The organism is Lactococcus sp. S47 (assembly GCF_016517475.1).
Taxonomy (GTDB): Bacteria; Bacillota; Bacilli; order Lactobacillales; family Streptococcaceae; genus Lactococcus; species Lactococcus lactis.
Window position 1 is genome coordinate 20,346 of record NZ_JACVUB010000005.1, and the last position, 20,355, is coordinate 40,700.

Below are 20,355 nucleotides of genomic sequence, written 5' to 3' on the forward strand. Positions count from 1 at the left end.
AATGAAATTCTATTTGCTAAGGATAGAAAAAATAAGATAAAGGGTCAAAAAAACATGGAAAATCTGTTTGAAAAATTGATGGAACAAATCAAAATGCCACCAAATTTGCGTCGTTCTAGCCAATTTGAGCATGCTGATATTGAAAATGTTGAAGTGCACACGGCAAGTAAGCTCTGGCACTTTCAGTTAATTTTTGATGAGATTTTACCAATTGATACATATAAATTACTGACAGAACTGACGGAAACTGCTTTTTCGACAATTGCTCGTACAGAAATTTCTGTCAGCAGTCGAAATCAAAATATTGATGAGCAAAATCTGAATGATTATTATCAATATGCACTTACACTTCCAGAATTATGCGATTCTGCTTTTTCAAGTATTTTTAAGAAATATCATCTTGAAAAGGAAGAAGAAGAAAAAATTCACTTAATGGTGGAAGATAATCCGCAAATGGATTTTTTTGTGGAAAAATATTTTCCAATTCTAGAGGAAAAATTTAAGTCTTTCGGTTTTGGAGAATTAAGAATAACCCCTCTAGTTGACCAGGAGCTGACAGAAATGCAAGCAGCTGCTCACGCTGAAAAAGTTGCGGCTCGCTTGGCGGCTCAAACTGCAGAACAAGCCCAAATTTCTGAAATCAAAAAACAACGTTCAGAAGAACGGGAAAGCAAAAATACCAGAGAAGCAAAACCAGAATTTGTGGAAACAGCACTTTCTGACGGCATTTTCTTTGGCCGAAAAATCAGCGGACAAAGTCCAATTACCAGCATGTCTTTTATTGCTGGAGAAGGTTTTGGCGTTATTTTTGAGGGACTTGTTTTTGAAGCCGCACACCGTGAGTTTACGGGAAAAGAATCAGGCAAAGTCAACCATATTTTAGAATTAAAAATGGCTGATGAAACTTCAACTTTTATGATTTCAAAATGGGGTCGTAAGGATGAAGAAATTGCCCAATTTGACCAAATTGTCAGTACTGTCAAAGCTATGAATGAAAAAATTATAGCTGACCGTACTGATGGAGAAGATAATTTTACTGACAGCTTATCTGATGCTCTTTGGTTGCGTGTACAAGGAAATATTGAACACGACAAATACAAAGATGATTTGGTGATGACCGCTAATGCGGTTGTGGAAATTAAACCTAAACCAACCATTGACCGTGTTGCTCTTCAAATCAAAGCTGTAAAATCAGATAAAATTCAATTAGGTCGCGAAATCAAAAATAATGAACCCGTCACTCCGATGCGTTCTGTCAGTGAATTTTCGACTAACGGACCGGTTGTTTTTGAAGGATATGTCTTTAAAGGCGAACTCCGTGAAATTAAATCACGTAAAACAGGGAATATTAGTTACCTTCTTGAATTTGAAATGACTGATTACACTTCAAGTTTTTATGTTCAGAAATGGCTACGTGGCGAGGAAGAAATTCAGCTAGCCAAACAAATTAAAGCGGGACTATGGTGTCGAGTCCGCGGGAATGTTCAACGGGATAATTTCAAAAATGATTTAGTCCTACAATTGACTGATTTGATTGAAATTCCGACACAAAATGTTCGTGAAGACAAATCAGATGAAAAACGTGTTGAATTTCACGCGCATACTAATATGAGTCAAATGGACGCCATTCCTTCTGCTTCTAGTTTGGTTGCTCAGGCTGCTAAATGGGGACATAAAGCTATTGCAATTACTGACCATGGTGGTTTGCAATCTTTCCCTGAAGCTCACTCGGCTGGAAAGAAGAATGGCGTCAAGATTATCTATGGCGTCGAAGCCAATCTTGTTGAAGATAAAATTCCGATTGTTTACAATGAAACTGACGTTGACATGTATGAATCAACTTATGTTGTATTCGACGTGGAAACAACAGGACTTTCGGCAGTTCATAATGATTTGATTCAGATTGCGGCAACAAAAATGCACAAAGGAAATCCAATTGATGAATTTGATGAATTTATCAATCCAGGATATCGTTTGAGCGAATTTACAACAGAATTAACCGGAATTACAGATGACCATGTCAAAAATGCCAAACCATTATATGAAGTTCTAACAAAATTCCAAAAGTTTTGTGAAGGAACAATTCTTGTTGCCCACAATGCAACATTTGACGTGGGCTTCATGAATATGAACTATTCACGAAATGGTCTGCCGATTATCACGCAACCAGTGGTTGATACCCTTGAATTTGCCCGTAATCTCTACCCAGAAATGAAACGTTTTGGTTTGGGTCAATTGACTAAGAAATTCCAAATTGGACTTGAACATCACCATATGGCCAACTTTGATGCGGAAGCAACCGGACGTTTGCTCTTTGTATTTTTGGAAGAGTTACGTACTAGAAATACAGGGTGGACAAGTCTTTTAGAACTTAATGACAAATTGGTCAGTGAAGATTCTTATAAAAAAGTTCGTCCAAAACACGTGACTTTATATGCCAAGACACAAGAAGGTTTAAAAAATCTCTTTAAAATTGTTAGTTTTGGGAATGTTAAATATTATGCTGGTCTTCCTCGGGTTCCACGTTCTGTTTTAGAAGCCAACCGTGAAGGTTTGTTGGTCGGTTCGGCCTGCGAAATTGGTGAAGTTTTTGATGCAGCAATCAATAAAACATTTGAAGAAACGCTTGAAATCGCCAAGTTTTATGATTTTATCGAAGTATTTCCACCAGCTCTTTATCGTTCACTTGTTGTTGGTGGTTCTTTCAAATCAGAAAAAGAATTGGAACAAACGCTTAAAGATTTGATAAAAATTGGTAAGACTTTAGGCAAGCCAGTTCTGGCCACAGGTAATTTACATTATTTGAACCCAGAAGATGCTATTTATCGAGAAATTATTGTTCGCTCGCTTGGTCTTGGAGCTGAAATTAACTGGACTCAAGGACATGGGGAACATGCCAAACCTCTTCCATTACCCGAAGCTCATTTTAGAACAACTGATGAAATGCTTGAAGCCTTTAGTTTTCTTGATGAGAAGACCGCGCGTGAAATTGTCATTGACAATACGCAAAAGATGGCGGATGAATTTGATGTATTGACTCCAGTTCGGGATGATTTATATACACCTAAGATGGTTTTTGATGGAGGAGAAACCTCCGAAGAACGAATTGTTCGCTTAACTTATGAAAAAGCACATGAGTGGTATGGTAATCCATTGCCAGATATTATTGACGCACGACTTGAAAAAGAACTTCGATCGATTTTAGGAAATGGTTTCTCAGTTGTTTATATTATTTCACAAGAACTTGTAAAACGTTCTAATGACCGAGGCTATATCGTTGGTTCACGGGGTTCTGTTGGTTCATCACTTGTTGCGACAATGATTGGGATTACCGAAGTAAATCCTTTGGCTCCACATTATCGTTGCCCAGAATGTCAATATTTTGAATGCTATGATGATGGATCTTTCGGTTCTGGTTATGACATGCCAGATAAAAATTGCCCTAAATGTGATCATAAACTCATCAAAGATGGGCATGATATTCCTTTTGAAACTTTCTTAGGTTTCAAGGGAGACAAAGTTCCCGATATCGATTTGAACTTCTCTGGGGATGATCAACCCCTTGCTCACTTGGACGTTCGAGATATCTTTGGTGAAGATTATGCCTTTCGAGCAGGAACAATTGGTACGGTTGCTGAAAAAACAGCCTTTGGTTTTGTCAAAGGTTATGAACGTGATTATGATCAATTTTATGGAAATGCAGAAATTGACCGCTTAGCTGCTGGATCAACTGGTGTTAAACGAACAACAGGACAGCACCCTGGTGGGATTATCGTTATTCCAAATTATATGGATGTTTATGATTTTTCTCCTGTACAATTTCCGGCCGATGATGTTAATGCCGAATGGCAAACGACTCACTTTGATTTCCATGCGATTCATGACAATATCTTAAAACTTGACATCCTTGGACATGATGACCCCACGATGATTCGAAAATTACAAAGTCTCTCTGGTATTGTTCCTCAAGATATTCCAATGGATGACCCAGGAGTGATGAAGCTTTTCACTGGGACAGAATCTTTGGGCTTGACCGAAGAACAGTTAGGGGTAAAATTAGGAACTTTGGGAATCCCTGAAATGGGAACTTTCACCTCAATGAACATGATTGCCGAAGCCAAACCTAAAAACTTCGCAGATTTACTCCAAATTTCTGGACTTTCACACGGAACGGACGTTTGGTCAGGAAATGCTCAAGATTTAATTCGTTCAGGGATTGCCGACTTATCAAGCGTTATTGGCTGCCGGGATGATATCATGGTTTATCTTATTCATAAGGGGCTAGAAAACGGTCTTGCTTTTACAATTATGGAACGGGTGCGTAAGGGAATGTGGAATAAAATTCCCGCCGAAGAACGTGAAAAATATGTAGAAGCTATGCGAGAACATGATGTTCCTGAATGGTACATTGAGTCTTGTTCAAAGATTAAATACATGTTCCCTAAAGCCCATGCGGCAGCCTATATTATGATGGCTTTACGGGTAGCTTATTTCAAAGTTCATCATCCAATATTGTATTATTGTGCATGGTTCTCTATTAGAGCAACTGCCTTTGATATTGGGGTAATGGGAGCAGGTCTTGAAGCAGTCAAAGCCAAAATGAAAGAAATTAAAGATAAAGGTTTTGATGCAACAAATGTTGAAACTAACCTCTATACGACTTTAGAGCTTTGTAATGAAATGTTAGAGCGTGGTTTCACTTTTGGTAAAATTGACCTTTATCGCTCAGAGGCTACTGAGTTTGTTATTGATGGTGATACTTTAATTCCGCCATTTGTAACAATGGACGGATTGGGTGAAAACGTAGCAAAACAAATCGTTGCAGCGCGTGCTGAAGGTGAATTTTTAAGTAAAATGGAACTTCGTAAGCGTGGTGGTGTTTCACAAACGATTATTGAAAACATGACCAATATGGGTGTTCTTGAAGGAATGCCTGATGATAATCAATTAAGTCTATTTGATGATTTCTTTTGATTTTTCATAAAATACTCTTATCTTAAATGATAAGAGTATTTTTATTTTTAGAAATAACAAAATGTCGAAAAATTTTCGGCTTTTTTGTTACATTAACTGATTATTTGCGTATAGTCTAGTATGATACCAAAAATGGCAAAAGAATTAATTCAAAGAGCAATTGATAGAGATGCATCAGATATTTATCTGATTGCTTCAAAAGAAAAGTATAAACTTTATTTTCGACAAATGACAGCGCGTGTTCTGGTAGAAGAAATTGGGTTAGAAGTTGGCTTAGCACTACTTACTCACTTTAAGTTTCTAGCTGGGATGAATACAGGAGAACGCAGACGAGTTCAATTGGGAGCTTGTTGGTATGAATTAGAGGAAAGTAATGCAAAACGTTTGCGTCTTTCAACAGTGGGGGATTTCGAGGGTAATGAATCTTTAGTAATACGTCTCTTGCATGATCAAAACAAAGAACTTGATTTTTGGTTTGATGAAGAGCTAGAGAATTATGATTGTAAAAGAGGATTGCATCTCTTTGCCGGTCCAGTAGGCTCGGGAAAAACATCTTTAATGTTTGATTTAGCTCGTCGTCATTTTACAGATTTACAAGTTATCACTATTGAAGAACCCGTTGAGTTGATTGATTCCGATTTTATTCAGTTACAAGTCAACGAAGTCATTGGTAATAGTTATGATGAATTAATTAAATTATCACTGAGGCATCGCCCAGATTTGTTAATCGTTGGTGAAATTCGTGATAAATTGACCGCTCAAGCAGTTTTACGGGCTAGTTTGACAGGTTATACAGTGTTTTCAACCGTTCATGCCTCTTCTGTTAGAGGTGTCATTCAGAGATTATCAGAGCTGGGTTTAAGTCATTGGGAAATAAAAAATGCTTTATCAAGTGTTGTTTATCAGCGTTTAATAGCTGGGAAAGGAGTATTAGACATTGCCAAAAACGAATTTGAGTCTTGGTCATCAGAAAATTGGAATAAAAAAATTGATCAGCTACTTACAAATGGATATCTCACACCTACTGAAGCCAAAAGGGAAAAAATTAAGACTGATTAAACAAGCCAAACTTATCCAACTGATGGGAAATCTTTTGAATAGTGGATTTAATTTAGGAGAAGTGATAAATTTCTTATCTTTATCAAAACTTGTGGAAAAAGAATTTACATTAAAAATGAAAGAAGGTCTCGCTTCTGGTCAAGCTTTATCAGAGCTTTTAGAAAGTCTTTCATTTTCTAAAAATGTGGTGACACAACTTGCTTTGGTAGAAGTGCATGGTAACTTGTCAGGGACGATGCAATTAGTTGAACTTCATCTAAAAAAACAGCTTAAAGTTAAAAATAAATTAGTGGAAGTTGCTACTTATCCAATATTGTTATTAATTTTTCTGGTTGGAATTATGTGGGGCTTAAAAAATTATTTACTACCACAACTCAATAGTGGCAGTAACTTTGCTACTCTATTGATTAATCATTTACCCTTAGTATTTTTTTCGTTTGGAGCTTTTATATTTTTACTGACAGCTTTGTCAGTAACTCTTTTAAAACGAAAATCAGCAATAATGAATTTTACATTTCTTGTTAAATTACCTCTGGTTCATTCTTTTATCCGTTTATATTTAACAGCTTACTTTGCAAGAGAATGGGGAAATCTAATTGCTCAAGGTGTTGAATTACGTCAAATTATTAACTTGATGAAAAAACAAAAAAGTCGAATTTTTTCAGAAGTTGGCAAGAATCTTGATTTAGAATTGAATGCTGGTCGGTCTTTTGAACAAGCTGTCAGTAAACTTGCGCTTTTTTTACCCGAGCTCTCGTTAATGATTGAATATGGAGCTATTAAAGATAAATTAGGCTTAGAGCTTTCGCTGTATGCGGATGAATGTTGGGAACAATTTTTTACAAAGATAGATCGTTTAATGCAATTAATCCAACCTCTTGTTTTTATTTTTGTAGCATTGATGATTATTTTGCTATATGCAGCCATGTTACTCCCCATCTATTCAAATATGGGTTCTGGAATATAGAAAGGATGAAAAAATGGAAAGAACTAAGAAGTTTATTTTAAAGAAAATACAAAAAATATTTTTATTCGTTAAAATTTGTGAAAAAAAATGCCGTCAGAAAGAGCTAAGAGCTTTTACTTTGATAGAGATGTTAATTGTACTAGCTATTATTAGTATTTTGATATTACTATTTGTTCCAAATTTAATTAAAGAAAAATCACAAGTTCAAAAAACTGGAGAAGCGGCAGTTGTGAAAGTAGTAGAAAGTCAAGCCCAACTTTATGAATTAGATCATGATGATGAGAAGCCGACTCTGTCAGAATTGCTCAGCGCTGGGATGATTACTCAAAAACAAATTTCTGCTTACGATAATTACTATGATCAGAATAAAAATGAAGAACGAAATTTTAATGACTAGAGCATTTACTTTACTAGAGTCTCTTCTAGTTTTGTTGATTATTTCTTTTATCACAACTCTTTTTTCTTTAGAAATAATACAAACAGTCCATCTTTTTAAGGGAGAATTGTTTGTTCTCCAGTTTGAAAATTTCTATAAAAGGAGTCAAGAAGATGCTGCACTGCTTCAAAAATCTGAAAGTTTAGTTGCTAAAAATCAAGAATTAATCTGTGAAGATAGAAGTATCACAATTCCAAAGGAGGTAGCAGTTAAAGATTTTACAGTTAAATTTGATGATAAGGGAGAGAATTCTAGCTTACAAAAACTCACAATTTCTTTACCTTACGAAAAAAAGTTCATCACTTATCAATTGGAGATAGGCAGTGGAAAATTTAAAAAGAAAATCAGTTAAGGCATATTTGCTTTTGGAAAGTTTAATTAGTATAGCTCTACTCGCTTTTCTAGTCAGCTTTATCGTAAGTTCTCTTGTGCAAGTAAGACAAAAAGATACGGAAGAAAATCAAAAGATTGAAGCTTTAAACGTGGCACAAATGGCGATTGAAAGTCATTTAACAGAATTATCAATCAACGGTTCTGATATAAAGATAAAAGAAAACCAAAATTTACTGATTATTAGTAATCATGGAAAGGAAATTATGCAACTTGAACTTCAAAGTTAAAGCATTTACCTTGTTGGAGTGTTTGGTGGCACTTCTTGCAATTTCTGGTTCAGTCCTTGTCATCTCAGGTTTAACAAAGATGTTGAAAGAACAAGTGGCGATTAGTCAAAGTGATAGCATAAAAGATTGGCAAATTTTCTGTCAGCAAATGCGTTTTGAACTCTCAGGAACAAAATTAGATAGGGTAGAGCAGGATTTTCTGTATGTAACTAAAGACAAAAAACTAAGGTTTGGTTTTATGAGAGATGATTTCCGGAAGACTGATGACAAAGGCCAGGGTTATCAGCCAATGCTTTATGATATAAAAGCGGCTAAGATTCAAGCTACTAAAAATTTAATAACCATAAGAATTGATTTTAATCAAGGAGGTGAGAGAACATTTATTTATCAATTTCCGGAAGATACGTAAGAGGAGGAATACTTCTATATACGCTAGTCTTATTATTGATGTTTTCAATGTTTCTTCAGTTCTATTTGCAAAGGCAAATAGATGATGCTCGACAATTAAGAAGTGAAAAGGAGCAGTTAACAGCTGAATTAATGGTGTCAGTAGCTTTAAAGACTGATTTAAAATCTCAAGGTCAAATTCATTTTGATTCAGGAGATTTGTCCTACAATTTACTGACAGATTCGTCAGCCAGTTCAAAAATTACTGACCATTCAAGTGATGAAAAAACTTATCAATTTAGTATCCATCTAAAAGATGGCGCAAACTTTCAAATAAAAAATTAAAAAATAACGTTAACTGGTTGACATTATTTTTTCTTTGCTATATAATTAACCAGTAAACTAATTATGGAGGACGAAATACGATGAGTTTAGCAAATCAAATCGACCAGTTTCTTGGGACAATCATGCAATTTGCAGAAAATAAGCATGAAATATTACTTGGTAAGTGCGAAAGTGATGTGAAACTAACGAGCACACAAGAACATATTTTAATGCTTTTGGCAGAACAAATATCGACAAATGCTAAAATTGCCGAAAAACTAAAGATTTCTCCAGCAGCAGTAACTAAAGCTCTAAAGAAATTACAAGAGCAAGAACTAATTAAATCAAGTCGAGCCACAAATGACGAACGCGTGGTCCTTTGGAGCTTGACTGAAAAAGCGGTTCCGGTTGCTAAGGAGCATGCTACTCATCACGAGAAAACTCTGAGTACTTACCAGGAATTAGGGAACAAATTTACTGACGAAGAACAAGAAGTGATAAGTAAATTCTTATCAGCACTTACGGAGGAATTTCAATGAAAAAGATATTGATGTTACTTGCTATTCCAGCAGTTTTACTCTTGGCAGGTTGTCAAAAATCAGCCAGTAAGCCAGAAGTTGTCACGACTTTTGAGCCAATGTATGAGTTTACGAAGGCAATTGTTGGTGACAAAGTCGATGTCGAAAATATTGTCCCTGCTAATCAGGAAGTTCATGAATTTGAACCAAGTGCAAAGCAAGTTGCGACAATGACAAATGCTGAAGCTTTTGTTTACAATTCTAATGACCTTGAAAAATGGGCCAAAAAAGTAAATAATAAAGGGATTAAAATCGAAGCCAGCAAGGATGTTGATAAGATATCTGGTGACCCTCATACTTGGATTAGTCCAAAGCAAGCAATTATTGAAGTTAATACCATTGCCTCTGAGCTTGGGAAAAAATTCCCAGATGATAAAGCAACTTTTGAAAAAAATGCAGCGAGTTATGTTGCTAAATTGAAAAAGCTAGACAGTGAATTTGATACTTTGAAAGATGCTAAACAAAAAACATTTATTACACAACATGAAGCTTTTGCTTATCTAAGTCGTGATTATGGTTTGAAAGAAATTGCGATTGCTGGATTGGATCCAGAAGTAGAACCTTCAGCATCAACGCTAGCTAATTTAAAAGTTGAAATGGAAAAAGCAGGACTAAAAAATGTTTATTTTGAAGGAAATGCTAACAGTAAAATTGCTGAGACTTTAGCAAAATCAGTAGGGGCAAACCTTATTGGTATCAATACTGTTGAAGGATTATCTGACGAGCAGAAAAAAAATGGTGACAATTATCTCACATTGATGCAAGATAATTTGACTGCTTTAAAGAAAACTATCAAGTGAGTTTAAGGAAAAATTAAGATGAAGGATTTATAATGAATTTCTTCCAAAAAATCTTTTCATAAAACTCCTTGAAACTCTCGTTCTCATGAACGGGAGTTTCGTGTTTTTGAAATAAAAATAGATTAATAAGAAAAACACCGAAATAAGAATTACTATTAGAGATATAAAGAGAAAAAATGAGATATATCAATGTTGAAAACTTGACTTTCTATTATGATAGAGAGCCAGTTTTAGAAAATATCAGCTATCATGTTGATTCCGGTGAATTTGTCACATTAACAGGTGAGAATGGTGCTGCCAAATCAACTCTTATAAAAACAACTTTGGGAATTTTAAAACCTAAAAAAGGTAAAATAAAAATTTCTCCCAAAAATAACCGAGGAGAAAAATTAAGAATTGCTTATCTTCCTCAGCAAGTTGCAAGTTTTAATGCTGGTTTTCCAAGTTCGGTTCATGAATTTGTTATGAGCGGACGCTATCCGAGACAAGGTTGGTTTAAAAAAATGACAGCTCACGACTCAGAACACGTTAAGGCAGCCCTTGACTCAGTAGGAATGTGGGACTACAGAAATAAGCGTATTGGTGAACTCTCTGGAGGGCAAAAGCAAAGAATTGCTATTGCAAGAATGTTTGCTAGTGATCCTGACTTATTTATTCTTGATGAGCCAACAACAGGAATGGATGATGTATCAAGTAGTGACTTTTATGAATTGATGCACCATGCGGCTCATAAACATGGAAAATCTGTTTTAATGGTCACTCATGATCCAGAAGAAGTGAAAGATTATGCTGACCGAAATATCCATTTATTGAAAGATAAAAATGGGAAATTTGCTTGCTTTGATTTGCATACAGACCGCGATAGAGTAGCTCAAGAAAAGCAACAAGAATTAAAGGAGGAAACTGATGTTTGAATTATTTCAGTATGATTTTATGCGAAACGCTCTTTTAGCAGCAACCGCTATTTCAATATTTTCTCCCTTGCTTGGTGTATTTCTTGTACTACGTAGACAGAGTTTAATGTCAGATACATTATCACATGTTTCATTAGCCGGTGTCGCTTTTGGGGTTCTCTTAAGTTGGAATCCAACGATTACAACTTTAATTACAGTTGTAATTGCGGCTGTTTTTCTAGAGTATTTAAGAACAATTTATCATAACTATATGGAAATTGCGACGGCCATTTTGATGTCAGCAGGGCTTGCCATTGCCCTTTTGATTTTGAATTCCTCAAAAGGAGCAACAAGTGTTAGTTTGGAGCAATATTTATTTGGCTCAATTATCACAATTTCCTTATCGCAAGTGATTATGCTTTTTGTTTTAGCAGCAGTTGTTTTGCTTGGATTTATTCTCTTTTTACGTCCGCTTTACGTGATGACTTTTGATGAAGATACAGCTTTTGTTGATGGACTTCCTGTTCGATGGATTTCGATTGCATTTAATATTGTCACGGGGGTTGCTATTGCCCTGATGATTCCTGCAGCGGGGGCTTTACTTGTTTCGGCAATTATGGTTTTACCTGCTTCAATTGCGATGCGTCTAGGCAAATCTTTTAAAGCTGTGTTGTTTATCTCGGTTATTGTAAGTTTTATTGGTTTAAATGCTGGCTTGATTGCCTCTTACTATATGGATGCTCCAGCATCTGCCGCAATTACTTTAATTTTCATCGCCCTTTTCTTGGTAACTTCAAGTTTAAAACGATTGATTCGAGCCTAAGAAATAAATAAAAAGAAGTGGTAAAAAATCACTTCTTTTTATTTTGTTTTATTTAAAATGTCAAGGAAACTAGTACTAATTGCTGAAATTTCTAAAATTTTATTTTCAAACGGATGGGGAATAATAATTTTATCAGCATGAAGCATCATTCTCTCCTGTGATTTTTGACCATACAAAGCATCACCAATGATAGGATGATTTAATGAAGATAAATGGACACGTATTTGGTGAGTTCTTCCAGTATCTAAGGTACATTTAACAAGAGTTTTGTCAGTAAATTTTTTGATAAGCTCAACATGAGTCACTGCTTTTTGACCCTTTGCGGAAAGGATTCGTTTATTTTTATCATGGCGATTCTGACCAATGGCCCGATCAATGGTAAATTGATTTTCTGGGAAATGACCTTTGACTAGTGCCAAGTATTCACGATGAATTTTATTTTCTTCAAACATTTTACCAAGAATAGGGAGAACAAATTGATTTTTTGCAAATAAAACAGCACCAGATGTTGCTTGGTCCAGGCGATGGACAACAAAAACTTCTTGGTTGATTGCCGCTGCAACATGATTTTGTAAGGCTAATTCATCAGCCGTATTTCCGTGGGTCTTCATTCCTTCAGGTTTATTAACAACAATCAAATGTTCGTCTTCATAAAGGATGTCAGCTAAATTTGCTGAACCGAATTTTAGAGATAAATTAGAGAAATCCTCATTATCAAAAATAAGAGTGATTTTATCTCCAGCATGGACGAGCTGATTTTCGTTAATAATCTTGTTATTGACTAAGCAATGTTTTTTCATTCTTAGAAAGTGTCTTTGTTTACGAGGAATGAACCAAGTTTTTTCGAGTAAATCAGAGACAGGCTGTTCTATAAAATTTTCGGGTAAAATGAAGTTATATTCCATATTCACATTATACTATAAGTTTTTATTTGGCCCAAAAATATAAGAAACTGAAAGGGTGACAGCATCGGGATTATCAAGAGAATTACTTTTCAATTAACTCTAGGTTTGTTATAATCAAAGTATCTTCTTAAAAATACGTAATAAAGATAACTCAAAATGTAAAAAATAATAAATATTATGAGTGAATTATAGAAAGAGAAAGAAATGCTAACAAAAAAATTTAAAGAAACATTAAAATATGAAGGTTCAGTTTCCCTCACTTCATGGGGAGCAGAGGAAAGTCCTCATGTTACAGGAACATGGATTTCTTATTTACAGCTTACCAGTGATGAACGAATATTGGCACCAGCAGCAGGGATGCATTATTTAGAAGAGGATATTAAAGTGAATGATACAATTTATCTGATGCTTGGGGTTAGAGAAGTCGAAGGTAAAAATGGCTATCAAGGGATTGGCTTTAGGGTGAGTGCTAAAGCAAAACTTATTTCAAATGGTCCAGAATTTGAAATGATGAAAGAAAAGTATCCATTTTTGCGAGCAGTTCTTGAACTTACTCCGGTGGAAGTAGAACAACTATTATAAAGATAATATTTCATCTTAGAAGGTTTATTTATAAAATTAAATGAGGTTTGAATAATTATAAAATGATTTATTAATCATTTTTTTAATATAATAGTTATTAAGGGGTGAAAAATATGAAATTTTATGATATTGAATTTTTAAAATCGCAAGCTGGACTTAGTGATTATCTTCGATATATCTTTATTTTTGGGAGTCTTGTAGTTCTTGTTATTGTATTTGCTATATATATTAAGCATAGAATTAAAACGAAATATAGAGATCTTAGTATTATTTTATTATTATTTATTATTTTAGAGATTGGTATACAATATTCAAATTATCAAATTAATCAGTCTAAGCATACTCAATCTTCACAGATGGTTGGATTTATTGAAAGAGTCGCTAAAAACGAAAGAACGAATAAAAATAATATTTTTGTTAATTCCACGCAATTAGCTGATGGTGTGATTGTAAAGATAAAAGGTGATTATTATAAAGTTAACCTTAGTGCTGATCAACAGTCATACACCCTTACTAAAAGTTACTTGATTAATCCCGAAAAATAAAAAATTAGGAGTTAAAATGCAATTATACAGCCCAATAATACTAAAATTTGCTTTAGGTATTATTTGTTTAATTATTCAAATAAATTTAATGGGGAAAGGTAATCTTGCCCCCTCATCAGCAATGGATCAAGTTCAAAATTATGTTTTAGGGGGAATTATTGGTGGAGTCATCTATAATGATTCTATTACGGTTTTACAATTTGTCTTGGTTCTAATCATATGGACACTGTTAGTATTAATTTTAAAATTTGCAAAGGAGCACAATCGCTATGTAAAATTAATCGTTGATGGTAAACCATTGACTCTGATTCAAGATGGAAAAGTGAGAGTAAATGAATGTCTCAGAAATGGAATCTCTGCTAATGAATTAATGTTTAAATTACGTTCTAATGGTATCTATGAGATACATAATGTTAAAAGAGCTATTTTAGAACAAAATGGTCAATTGACATTGATTGAATTTGGTGGTGAAAATATTAAATATCCAATTATTGTTGATGGACAAGCTAATTTTGATGTTCTCGAATTAATTGATAAAGATGAAAATTGGCTTGAACAACAAATTAATCTGCAAGGATATAACCAAATTAAGGAAATATATTTAGGAGAATACCTATCAGGTGAACTTAAACTTTACGGATATACAAAATAATATTAGAAAGCGAATACTCTTGTTTTAATTTAGAGTTAGTTAGCTAAATTATAAATAGAATTTTGGTGTTAGAAGTGAAACAATTGAAAAATCTAGAGAAACCTTTATAATAAAACATAAATCCCTTTCGTTTTACAAACTTACATTGTAAGCCAAAGGGATTTTTGGTAAAATAATCAGAACTGAAAAAATGAAATCTAAATACCTTACAAAGATGTAAGGCAAAAAAAGCAGAAAAGTATTAAAATAAGGTATTGCTGTATTCATTTGAGTAAGTAAAGAAATAAAAAGCATCTGAGGAACGATATATGTCTGAAAATAATAATTTCAGTCGGCGTAATAAAAAGGAATCTAAAAAAAATAGTTTAAAAATTCCTAATTTACGCCCTAAAAAACAAAAAAAGCTTGAAGAAGAAATAGAAAAACCGGCTAAAACGAAGTTCGGTAAATTCATGAAACCAATTAAACGGTTCTGGAAACGTTATAATCTGACAAAAATCACAATTATTTTTGTCTTAGTAGCCATTGTTTCGACAGGTTCATATCTTTTTTACTTAGCTAAAACAGCTAATGTTAAAGTACTGCAAAGTTCTATTTCGGCACAAACAGTCATTTATGACAAAGATAATAATGAAGCTGGAAATCTTTATGGTCAAAAAGGAACACCGGTCAAGATTGACCAAATTTCCAAAAATATTACAAATGCTGTTGTGGCAACTGAAGATAGAACTTTCTATAAAAATCATGGTGTCAATTTGAAACGTTTTGCTCTAGCAGCCGTTACTCTTGGGCGTTTTGGTGGTGGTTCAACAATCACTCAGCAATTGGCCAAAAATGCTTATTTGACTCAAGAACAAACGATTGACCGTAAAGCGCGTGAGTTTTTCTTGGCACTTGAAATCAATAAACATTATAGTAAAGATGAGATTCTTGATATGTATCTGAATAATTCTTACTTTGGTAATGGTGTTTGGGGAATTCAGGATGCAGCTTTGAAATACTTTGGTGTTCCAGCAAGTGAAGTAACTGTTGATGAAGCAGCCAGTCTTGCGGGAATGTTAAAAGGGCCAGAAATTTATAATCCTCTTTACGAAAAAGGAAAATATGCGACTGACCGACGTAATACAGTTTTGCAAAATATGGTTAATGCTGGTTATTTGGAGCAGTCACAGGCAGATACTTTTATGAAAGTTGACTTACAAGCTCAATTGCAAGACAATTATCAATCTAAAAGTAGTCAATATAAATATCCAAGCTATTATAATGCTGTAATTTCTGAAGCGGAACGCAAGTATGGTCTGACATTACAAGAAATCATGAATAATGGTTACAAGATATATACGGGCATGGACCAAAATATGCAATCCGGCTTGCAAAAGACTTATTCTGACCCAAGTTTCTTCCCACAAGCATCTGATGGAACTTATGCCCAATCTGCTTCGGTTGCTATTGACCCTAAAACGGGAGCTGTCAATGCTCTTGTCGGAAATGTTAATACAGAAGGTTCAAATAGCTTTACTGATTATAACTATGCCACAATGTCTAAACGTTCTCCTGGTTCAGTTATCAAACCTCTTATTGTTTACGCTCCAGCAATTGAAGCGGGGTGGTCAATTGATAAAACGGTTGATGATTCACCAGCAGATTATAATGGCTGGAAACCAACCGATTTTGATAATCAATGGCGTGGACAAATCCCAATGTATACTGCTTTAGCAAATTCATATAATATTCCAGCTATTAATACATATCAAGCGATTGGACCAAAAGTCGGAAATGCTTTAGGGCGTGAGTTTGGTTTAGATTTAAGTAGTAAAAATGATGTTTTACCGACGGCACTCGGAGCTGGAGTTGAAACGAATCCATGGCAAATTGCTCAGGCTTATCAAGTTTTCGCAAATGGCGGAGTGATGAATGATGCGCATTTGATTACTAAAATTGAAAATGCTGCAGGACAAGTTGTAAAAACAGCAAAGGTAACCAAAAAACGGGTTATTAGTAAAGATACAGCTGACAAAATGACTCAAATGATGCTGGGGACTTATACTAATGGTTCTGCTTGGAAAGCTTCACCTAAGTCTTATACACTTGCTGGTAAGACAGGAACCAATGAAGACCAAGACCAATGGGTAGTAGGTTATACACCGGATGTGGTTATGGCTCTCTGGGTTGGTTATGCGGATGGGAAATATAAACTGACAGGTTCATCAGAAGGACAAACCTCAGTCATTTTCCGTCAGGAAGCTAGTTATATGTTACCTTATACTAAAGGAACGGCATTTACAGTTGAAAATCCTTATGCGGAAGCAGGTGTTGCTGCACAAGAACCTTATTGGACTCAACAAAGACAATATCAAGATGATATTGTGGACCAAGAACAAGCAGAGGCTCACACGACTGGAAATACACCAGAAAGCTCTAGTTCTAGCTCTTCATCGTCTTCAGATTCTGGTGGTTTGGACCTCGGAAAAGTGGGTAAAGATATTGGAGATGCAGCTAAAAATGCTTGGGATAAAGTTAAAGGAATTTTTGGCAACTAAAACTGAAAAAAGAGGTAGAAATATGGTAGAATTAGAGGTAAAGCGTAGTAGTTTTAAGACAAGAAAATTTTAAAGAATAAAGATAGAAATCGAGAAGAAAAATGAAGCGTTACGTCACAGGTTTTAATGGATTACGGACGATTGGTGTTTTAACAGTTATTCTATATCACCTCTGGCCAAACCATGTTCAGGGTGGTTTTCTTGGTGTTGTTTTATTCTTTGTTCTCTCGGGCTATTTGGTGACGGATTCGCTCCTTCGCGAGTATGAAAAAAATAAGAAGATTAATATTTGGAAGTTTTGGGGAAGAAGATTAAAGCGTCTATATCCATTACTAGTTGCAATTTTTCTTCTTGTGACACCTTATATTATCATTTTTCAACCTAATTTGTGGGCGGGATTACGTTCTAATTTCCTTTCTGCTGTATTTTCGGTTCAAAACTGGTGGCAAATTTCGCAAGGAAGTTCATATTTTGCTGATATTGCGGGTGCTTCACCTTTCAAACATATTTATTATTTATCAATCGAGGGGCAATTCTTCATCCTTTGGCCTTTGCTGTTGATTGTTTTGCTAAAATTTGTTAAAAAAAGAGGTCGGATTTTTGTCATTGCTAATGTTTTGGCCTTGATTTCGGCAATTTGGATGGCAATTCTTTTCGTTCCCGGAGCAGACCCAACGCGGGTTTATTATGGAACGGATACGCGTTTCTTTAGCTTGATGATGGGGGCTAGTCTTGCTTTCATTTGGCCTTTGAATAAACTTTCACATAAGGTTAATAAACGAGCGGTTAAAATTGCTTGGCAGTTGACTATTGGATTATCTTTGCTTTTGCTGCTTGCTTATATCTTTATGCCTGCTCAAGGGACATTTACTTATTATGGCGGAATGTGGCTAGCAAGTTTGGCCAGTGTGATAATGGTTGCTTTGGTGGCACATCCAAGTCTTCCGACTAACAAGCTATTTTCAAACCCTGTTTTTGAATATATTGGCTCACGTTCTTACGGAATTTACTTGTGGCAACTTCCTGTTTTTGCTTTCGCTGAAGCTAAGGTACTTGCTCCTACCGCTTGGTATAATTTAATTTGGCAATTGGCGCTCATTCTTATTCTGACGGAACTTTCATATCGTTTGATTGAGCTACCAACGCAGCGCTTTGATTATAGTAATATTTTAGGAATCCTTCAAAATTTTGTTCGAGAAAAAGGTTGGAAACTTAAAAAGAATATTTTACCGATGCTCATTTCAGGGCTTGCTCTAATAAGCTTAGGTTTCATTATTTTTTCACCGCCTTCACCCCATGACCAACGAGTGATTGAAGAAAAAATAATGGCCCAACAGGTTGCACTACAAAAGAAACAACTGGCTGAGGCTAACAACAAAGTACCGATGTCCTTAAAGGCGGTAGCAGAAAAGTATAAGGTTCAACCTGTAGTTGCTGAAAAAGCTTCTCAAATGAATGTTCTAGCCCTTGGAGATTCGGTTATGGTTGCTGCTTCTACAAATCTTCAAGAAGTTTTTCCACATATGTATATTGATGCAGCAGTTGGAAGACAAGCAGAGTCACTGGCGACAGACTTAACGAATGCTAAATCAAAAATGCCTAATCCTGATGCTTACTTAATTGGTCTAGGAACAAATGGAACAATTAAAGAAGATGAAATTGATGCTGCGATGAAAGTGGCAGGTAATAAACCTGTTTATTGGATGAATGTCCACGCAGACCGTGTTTGGGCAAAACCTAATAATAATTTGCTGACGAAAATGGCAAAGAAATATAAAAATTTGAAAATTATTGATTGGAATAAAAAAGCATCTGGTCAAAGTTCATGGTTCTACAGTGATAATATTCATCCTAAAGGAACAGGGGCCGAAAAATACGCCGCTTTAGTAGCTAATAGTCTGACCAATGTGGAAAAATAGTTTGCGCTTCTAAATAATTTTTGATAGAATAAGAGATAATATGTTAAGAAAAGCTGGATTAGCGTGCACCATATGTGGTTCACGAAATTACACCCTCAATCTTTCGTCAGTTGCGAAAGAAAAACGAGTTGAAGTTAAAAAGTTTTGTCGTACTTGTGGCAAACACACATTACACAAAGAAACGCGTTAAATCGTATTTACTTTAATAGGGTTTAAACACGTCGAACTGACATTCTGTCAGTAAACTTTTATAAGAAATGGACTCTGTCAGTAAATTTGTGGCAGTGATAGGAAAAGATTATGTTTAAATTTATTGGTAGCATTATTGAAGAAATGAAATTAACCACTTGGCCAAGCAGAAAACAATCTGTTCGTGATTTTTTTATGGTCATTGAATATACAGCTTTCTTCTTGGTGTTCATCATAATTTTCGATTGGGTAACTCAACATGGAATTACATTTAGTGTTAACCATTTAATCCCATTTCTTAAATAATCTATAAATCTGTCAGTTTTGACAGATTTTTCTTTTCTAATTTTATTAAAAGTCCTTTTAATTCAAGATAAATATGATATAATAATATTATCTGATAAGGGCTTGGCCCTTTTTCTTGTACCCAAATTACTGACAGAATTTCTGTCAGCTGGGATTTTAACTGATTAAGTAAAAAAATAAATACAGAGGTATTTCAAATGGAAGATAATAATTTAGTAAGTTTTGACCAAGGTTGGTTCGTTATTCAAACCTATGCAGGGTATGAACGTAAAGTTAAAGAAGATTTGCTTGAGCGTGCTGAACTTTATAACATGGCTGACAAAATTTTGCGTGTCGAAATTCCAACTGAGACAATTCGTACAGAAGTTAATGGCAAAATGAAAGAAGTTGAAGAAAACTTATTCCCAGGTTATGTTTTGGTTGAAATGAATATGACTGATGAAGCCTGGTTTATTGTCCGTAATACACCAAATGTTACTGGATTCGTTGGTTCACACGGGAATAGGTCAAAACCTACACCACTTTTTGAACAAGAAATTCAAGATATTTTGGTTGGCATGGGCAAAGTTGTTCGTGAAATTGACTTTGATGTTTTTGTTGGAAAACGTGTTCGTATTGTTGATGGTGCCTTTTCAGGATTTGAAGCTCCAATCACAGAAATCAATGGCGACAAATTGACTCTGACTGTTGATATGTTTGGTCGTGCAACTCCAGTTGAATTGGACATGCACCAAATTGAAGATATTCAAGCTTAATTAAGTATTATAATAAAAAAAGCCACGAGAATTCGTGGCTTTTTGCGAGTTTACAGAATATTTGTTATAATTATAAAAAATGTGATTGGGGAATAAATATC

Annotated in this window: 21 protein-coding genes; 20 read left to right on the plus strand and 1 reads right to left on the minus strand. The window is 34.8% G+C overall.

Annotated features, from left to right (window positions below):
• Nucleotides 1–54: 54 nt before the first annotated feature.
• From IAE52_RS06240 to IAE52_RS06295, 12 genes are all read left to right on the plus strand, one after another.
• Entirely contained in the window at nt 55–4,974 is a 4,920-nt protein-coding gene (locus IAE52_RS06240) for a PolC-type DNA polymerase III (protein ID WP_162551487.1), read from the plus strand.
• A gap of 120 nt (nt 4,975–5,094) precedes the next feature.
• Nucleotides 5,095–6,033 (plus strand): competence type IV pilus ATPase ComGA, encoded by a 939-nt coding sequence (gene comGA, locus IAE52_RS06245; RefSeq protein WP_033900707.1) that lies wholly within the window; start codon nt 5,095–5,097, stop codon nt 6,031–6,033.
• Nucleotides 5,927–7,000 carry a competence type IV pilus assembly protein ComGB gene (gene comGB / locus IAE52_RS06250; RefSeq protein ID WP_080735950.1) on the plus strand — a complete coding sequence of 358 codons (1,074 nt, stop codon included), beginning with the start codon at nt 5,927–5,929 and terminating at the stop codon, nt 6,998–7,000. Before comGA ends, comGB begins: the two co-directional genes overlap by 107 nt.
• A gap of 13 nt (nt 7,001–7,013) precedes the next feature.
• Entirely contained in the window at nt 7,014–7,397 is a 384-nt protein-coding gene (gene comGC / locus IAE52_RS06255) for a competence type IV pilus major pilin ComGC (protein ID WP_080735951.1), read from the plus strand.
• Nucleotides 7,390–7,788, plus strand: a complete 399-nt coding sequence (gene comGD, locus IAE52_RS06260) for a competence type IV pilus minor pilin ComGD (RefSeq protein WP_233610962.1) — start codon at nt 7,390–7,392, stop codon at nt 7,786–7,788. Before comGC ends, comGD begins: the two co-directional genes overlap by 8 nt.
• Nucleotides 7,760–8,056, plus strand: coding sequence for a competence type IV pilus minor pilin ComGE (comGE, locus tag IAE52_RS06265; protein ID WP_033900709.1), 297 nt, complete (start codon nt 7,760–7,762; stop codon nt 8,054–8,056). The genes comGD and comGE overlap by 29 nt, the downstream gene beginning before the upstream one ends.
• Nucleotides 8,019–8,465 (plus strand): competence type IV pilus minor pilin ComGF, encoded by a 447-nt coding sequence (gene comGF / locus IAE52_RS06270; protein ID WP_058203710.1) that lies wholly within the window; start codon nt 8,019–8,021, stop codon nt 8,463–8,465. The genes comGE and comGF overlap by 38 nt, the downstream gene beginning before the upstream one ends.
• A gap of 38 nt (nt 8,466–8,503) precedes the next feature.
• On the plus strand, nt 8,504–8,788 hold the full coding sequence (comGG, locus tag IAE52_RS06275; RefSeq protein ID WP_017865155.1) for a competence type IV pilus minor pilin ComGG: 285 nt from the start codon (nt 8,504–8,506) through the stop codon (nt 8,786–8,788).
• A gap of 80 nt (nt 8,789–8,868) precedes the next feature.
• Nucleotides 8,869–9,306 carry a zinc-dependent MarR family transcriptional regulator gene (locus tag IAE52_RS06280; RefSeq protein ID WP_010906313.1) on the plus strand — a complete coding sequence of 146 codons (438 nt, stop codon included), beginning with the start codon at nt 8,869–8,871 and terminating at the stop codon, nt 9,304–9,306.
• Nucleotides 9,303–10,145, plus strand: a complete 843-nt coding sequence (locus tag IAE52_RS06285) for a metal ABC transporter substrate-binding protein (RefSeq protein WP_200136738.1) — start codon at nt 9,303–9,305, stop codon at nt 10,143–10,145. The genes IAE52_RS06280 and IAE52_RS06285 overlap by 4 nt, the downstream gene beginning before the upstream one ends.
• A gap of 176 nt (nt 10,146–10,321) precedes the next feature.
• Complete coding sequence (locus tag IAE52_RS06290; protein ID WP_012898617.1) at nt 10,322–11,059, plus strand: metal ABC transporter ATP-binding protein; 738 nt, start codon at nt 10,322–10,324, stop codon at nt 11,057–11,059.
• A complete protein-coding gene (locus IAE52_RS06295) occupies nt 11,052–11,861 on the plus strand; it encodes a metal ABC transporter permease (RefSeq protein WP_033900712.1) in 810 nt (269 codons plus the stop codon). Before IAE52_RS06290 ends, IAE52_RS06295 begins: the two co-directional genes overlap by 8 nt.
• A 38-nt stretch (nt 11,862–11,899) precedes the next feature.
• On the opposite strand, the gene IAE52_RS06300 is transcribed toward IAE52_RS06295, so the two are convergent.
• Nucleotides 11,900–12,766: an RluA family pseudouridine synthase gene (locus tag IAE52_RS06300; RefSeq protein ID WP_033900713.1), complete on the minus strand. Its 867-nt coding sequence runs from the start codon at nt 12,764–12,766 to the stop codon at nt 11,900–11,902.
• Nucleotides 12,767–12,970: 204 nt separating this feature from the next.
• Here IAE52_RS06300 and IAE52_RS06305 point away from each other — a divergent pair, with 204 nt between their 5' ends.
• The 8 genes from IAE52_RS06305 to nusG all read left to right on the plus strand — a co-directional run bounded on the left by IAE52_RS06305 (nt 12,971) and on the right by nusG (nt 20,254).
• Nucleotides 12,971–13,348: a pyridoxamine 5'-phosphate oxidase family protein gene (locus IAE52_RS06305; RefSeq protein ID WP_033900715.1), complete on the plus strand. Its 378-nt coding sequence runs from the start codon at nt 12,971–12,973 to the stop codon at nt 13,346–13,348.
• Nucleotides 13,349–13,461: 113 nt separating this feature from the next.
• A complete protein-coding gene (locus IAE52_RS06310) occupies nt 13,462–13,893 on the plus strand; it encodes a DUF3290 domain-containing protein (RefSeq protein WP_010906308.1) in 432 nt (143 codons plus the stop codon).
• Nucleotides 13,894–13,909: 16 nt separating this feature from the next.
• Nucleotides 13,910–14,545: a DUF421 domain-containing protein gene (locus tag IAE52_RS06315; protein ID WP_012898614.1), complete on the plus strand. Its 636-nt coding sequence runs from the start codon at nt 13,910–13,912 to the stop codon at nt 14,543–14,545.
• 308 nt (nt 14,546–14,853) lie between these two features.
• Complete coding sequence (locus tag IAE52_RS06320) at nt 14,854–17,085, plus strand: PBP1A family penicillin-binding protein (RefSeq protein ID WP_003129980.1); 2,232 nt, start codon at nt 14,854–14,856, stop codon at nt 17,083–17,085.
• 101 nt (nt 17,086–17,186) lie between these two features.
• Nucleotides 17,187–19,004: an acyltransferase family protein gene (locus tag IAE52_RS06325; protein ID WP_039116455.1), complete on the plus strand. Its 1,818-nt coding sequence runs from the start codon at nt 17,187–17,189 to the stop codon at nt 19,002–19,004.
• A 40-nt stretch (nt 19,005–19,044) separates the two neighbouring features.
• Entirely contained in the window at nt 19,045–19,194 is a 150-nt protein-coding gene (rpmG, locus tag IAE52_RS06330) for a 50S ribosomal protein L33 (RefSeq protein WP_010906305.1), read from the plus strand.
• A gap of 110 nt (nt 19,195–19,304) precedes the next feature.
• Nucleotides 19,305–19,499: a preprotein translocase subunit SecE gene (gene secE, locus IAE52_RS06335; protein WP_003129978.1), complete on the plus strand. Its 195-nt coding sequence runs from the start codon at nt 19,305–19,307 to the stop codon at nt 19,497–19,499.
• A gap of 197 nt (nt 19,500–19,696) precedes the next feature.
• A complete protein-coding gene (gene nusG / locus IAE52_RS06340) occupies nt 19,697–20,254 on the plus strand; it encodes a transcription termination/antitermination protein NusG (RefSeq protein ID WP_003129977.1) in 558 nt (185 codons plus the stop codon).
• Nucleotides 20,255–20,355 lie beyond the last annotated feature (101 nt).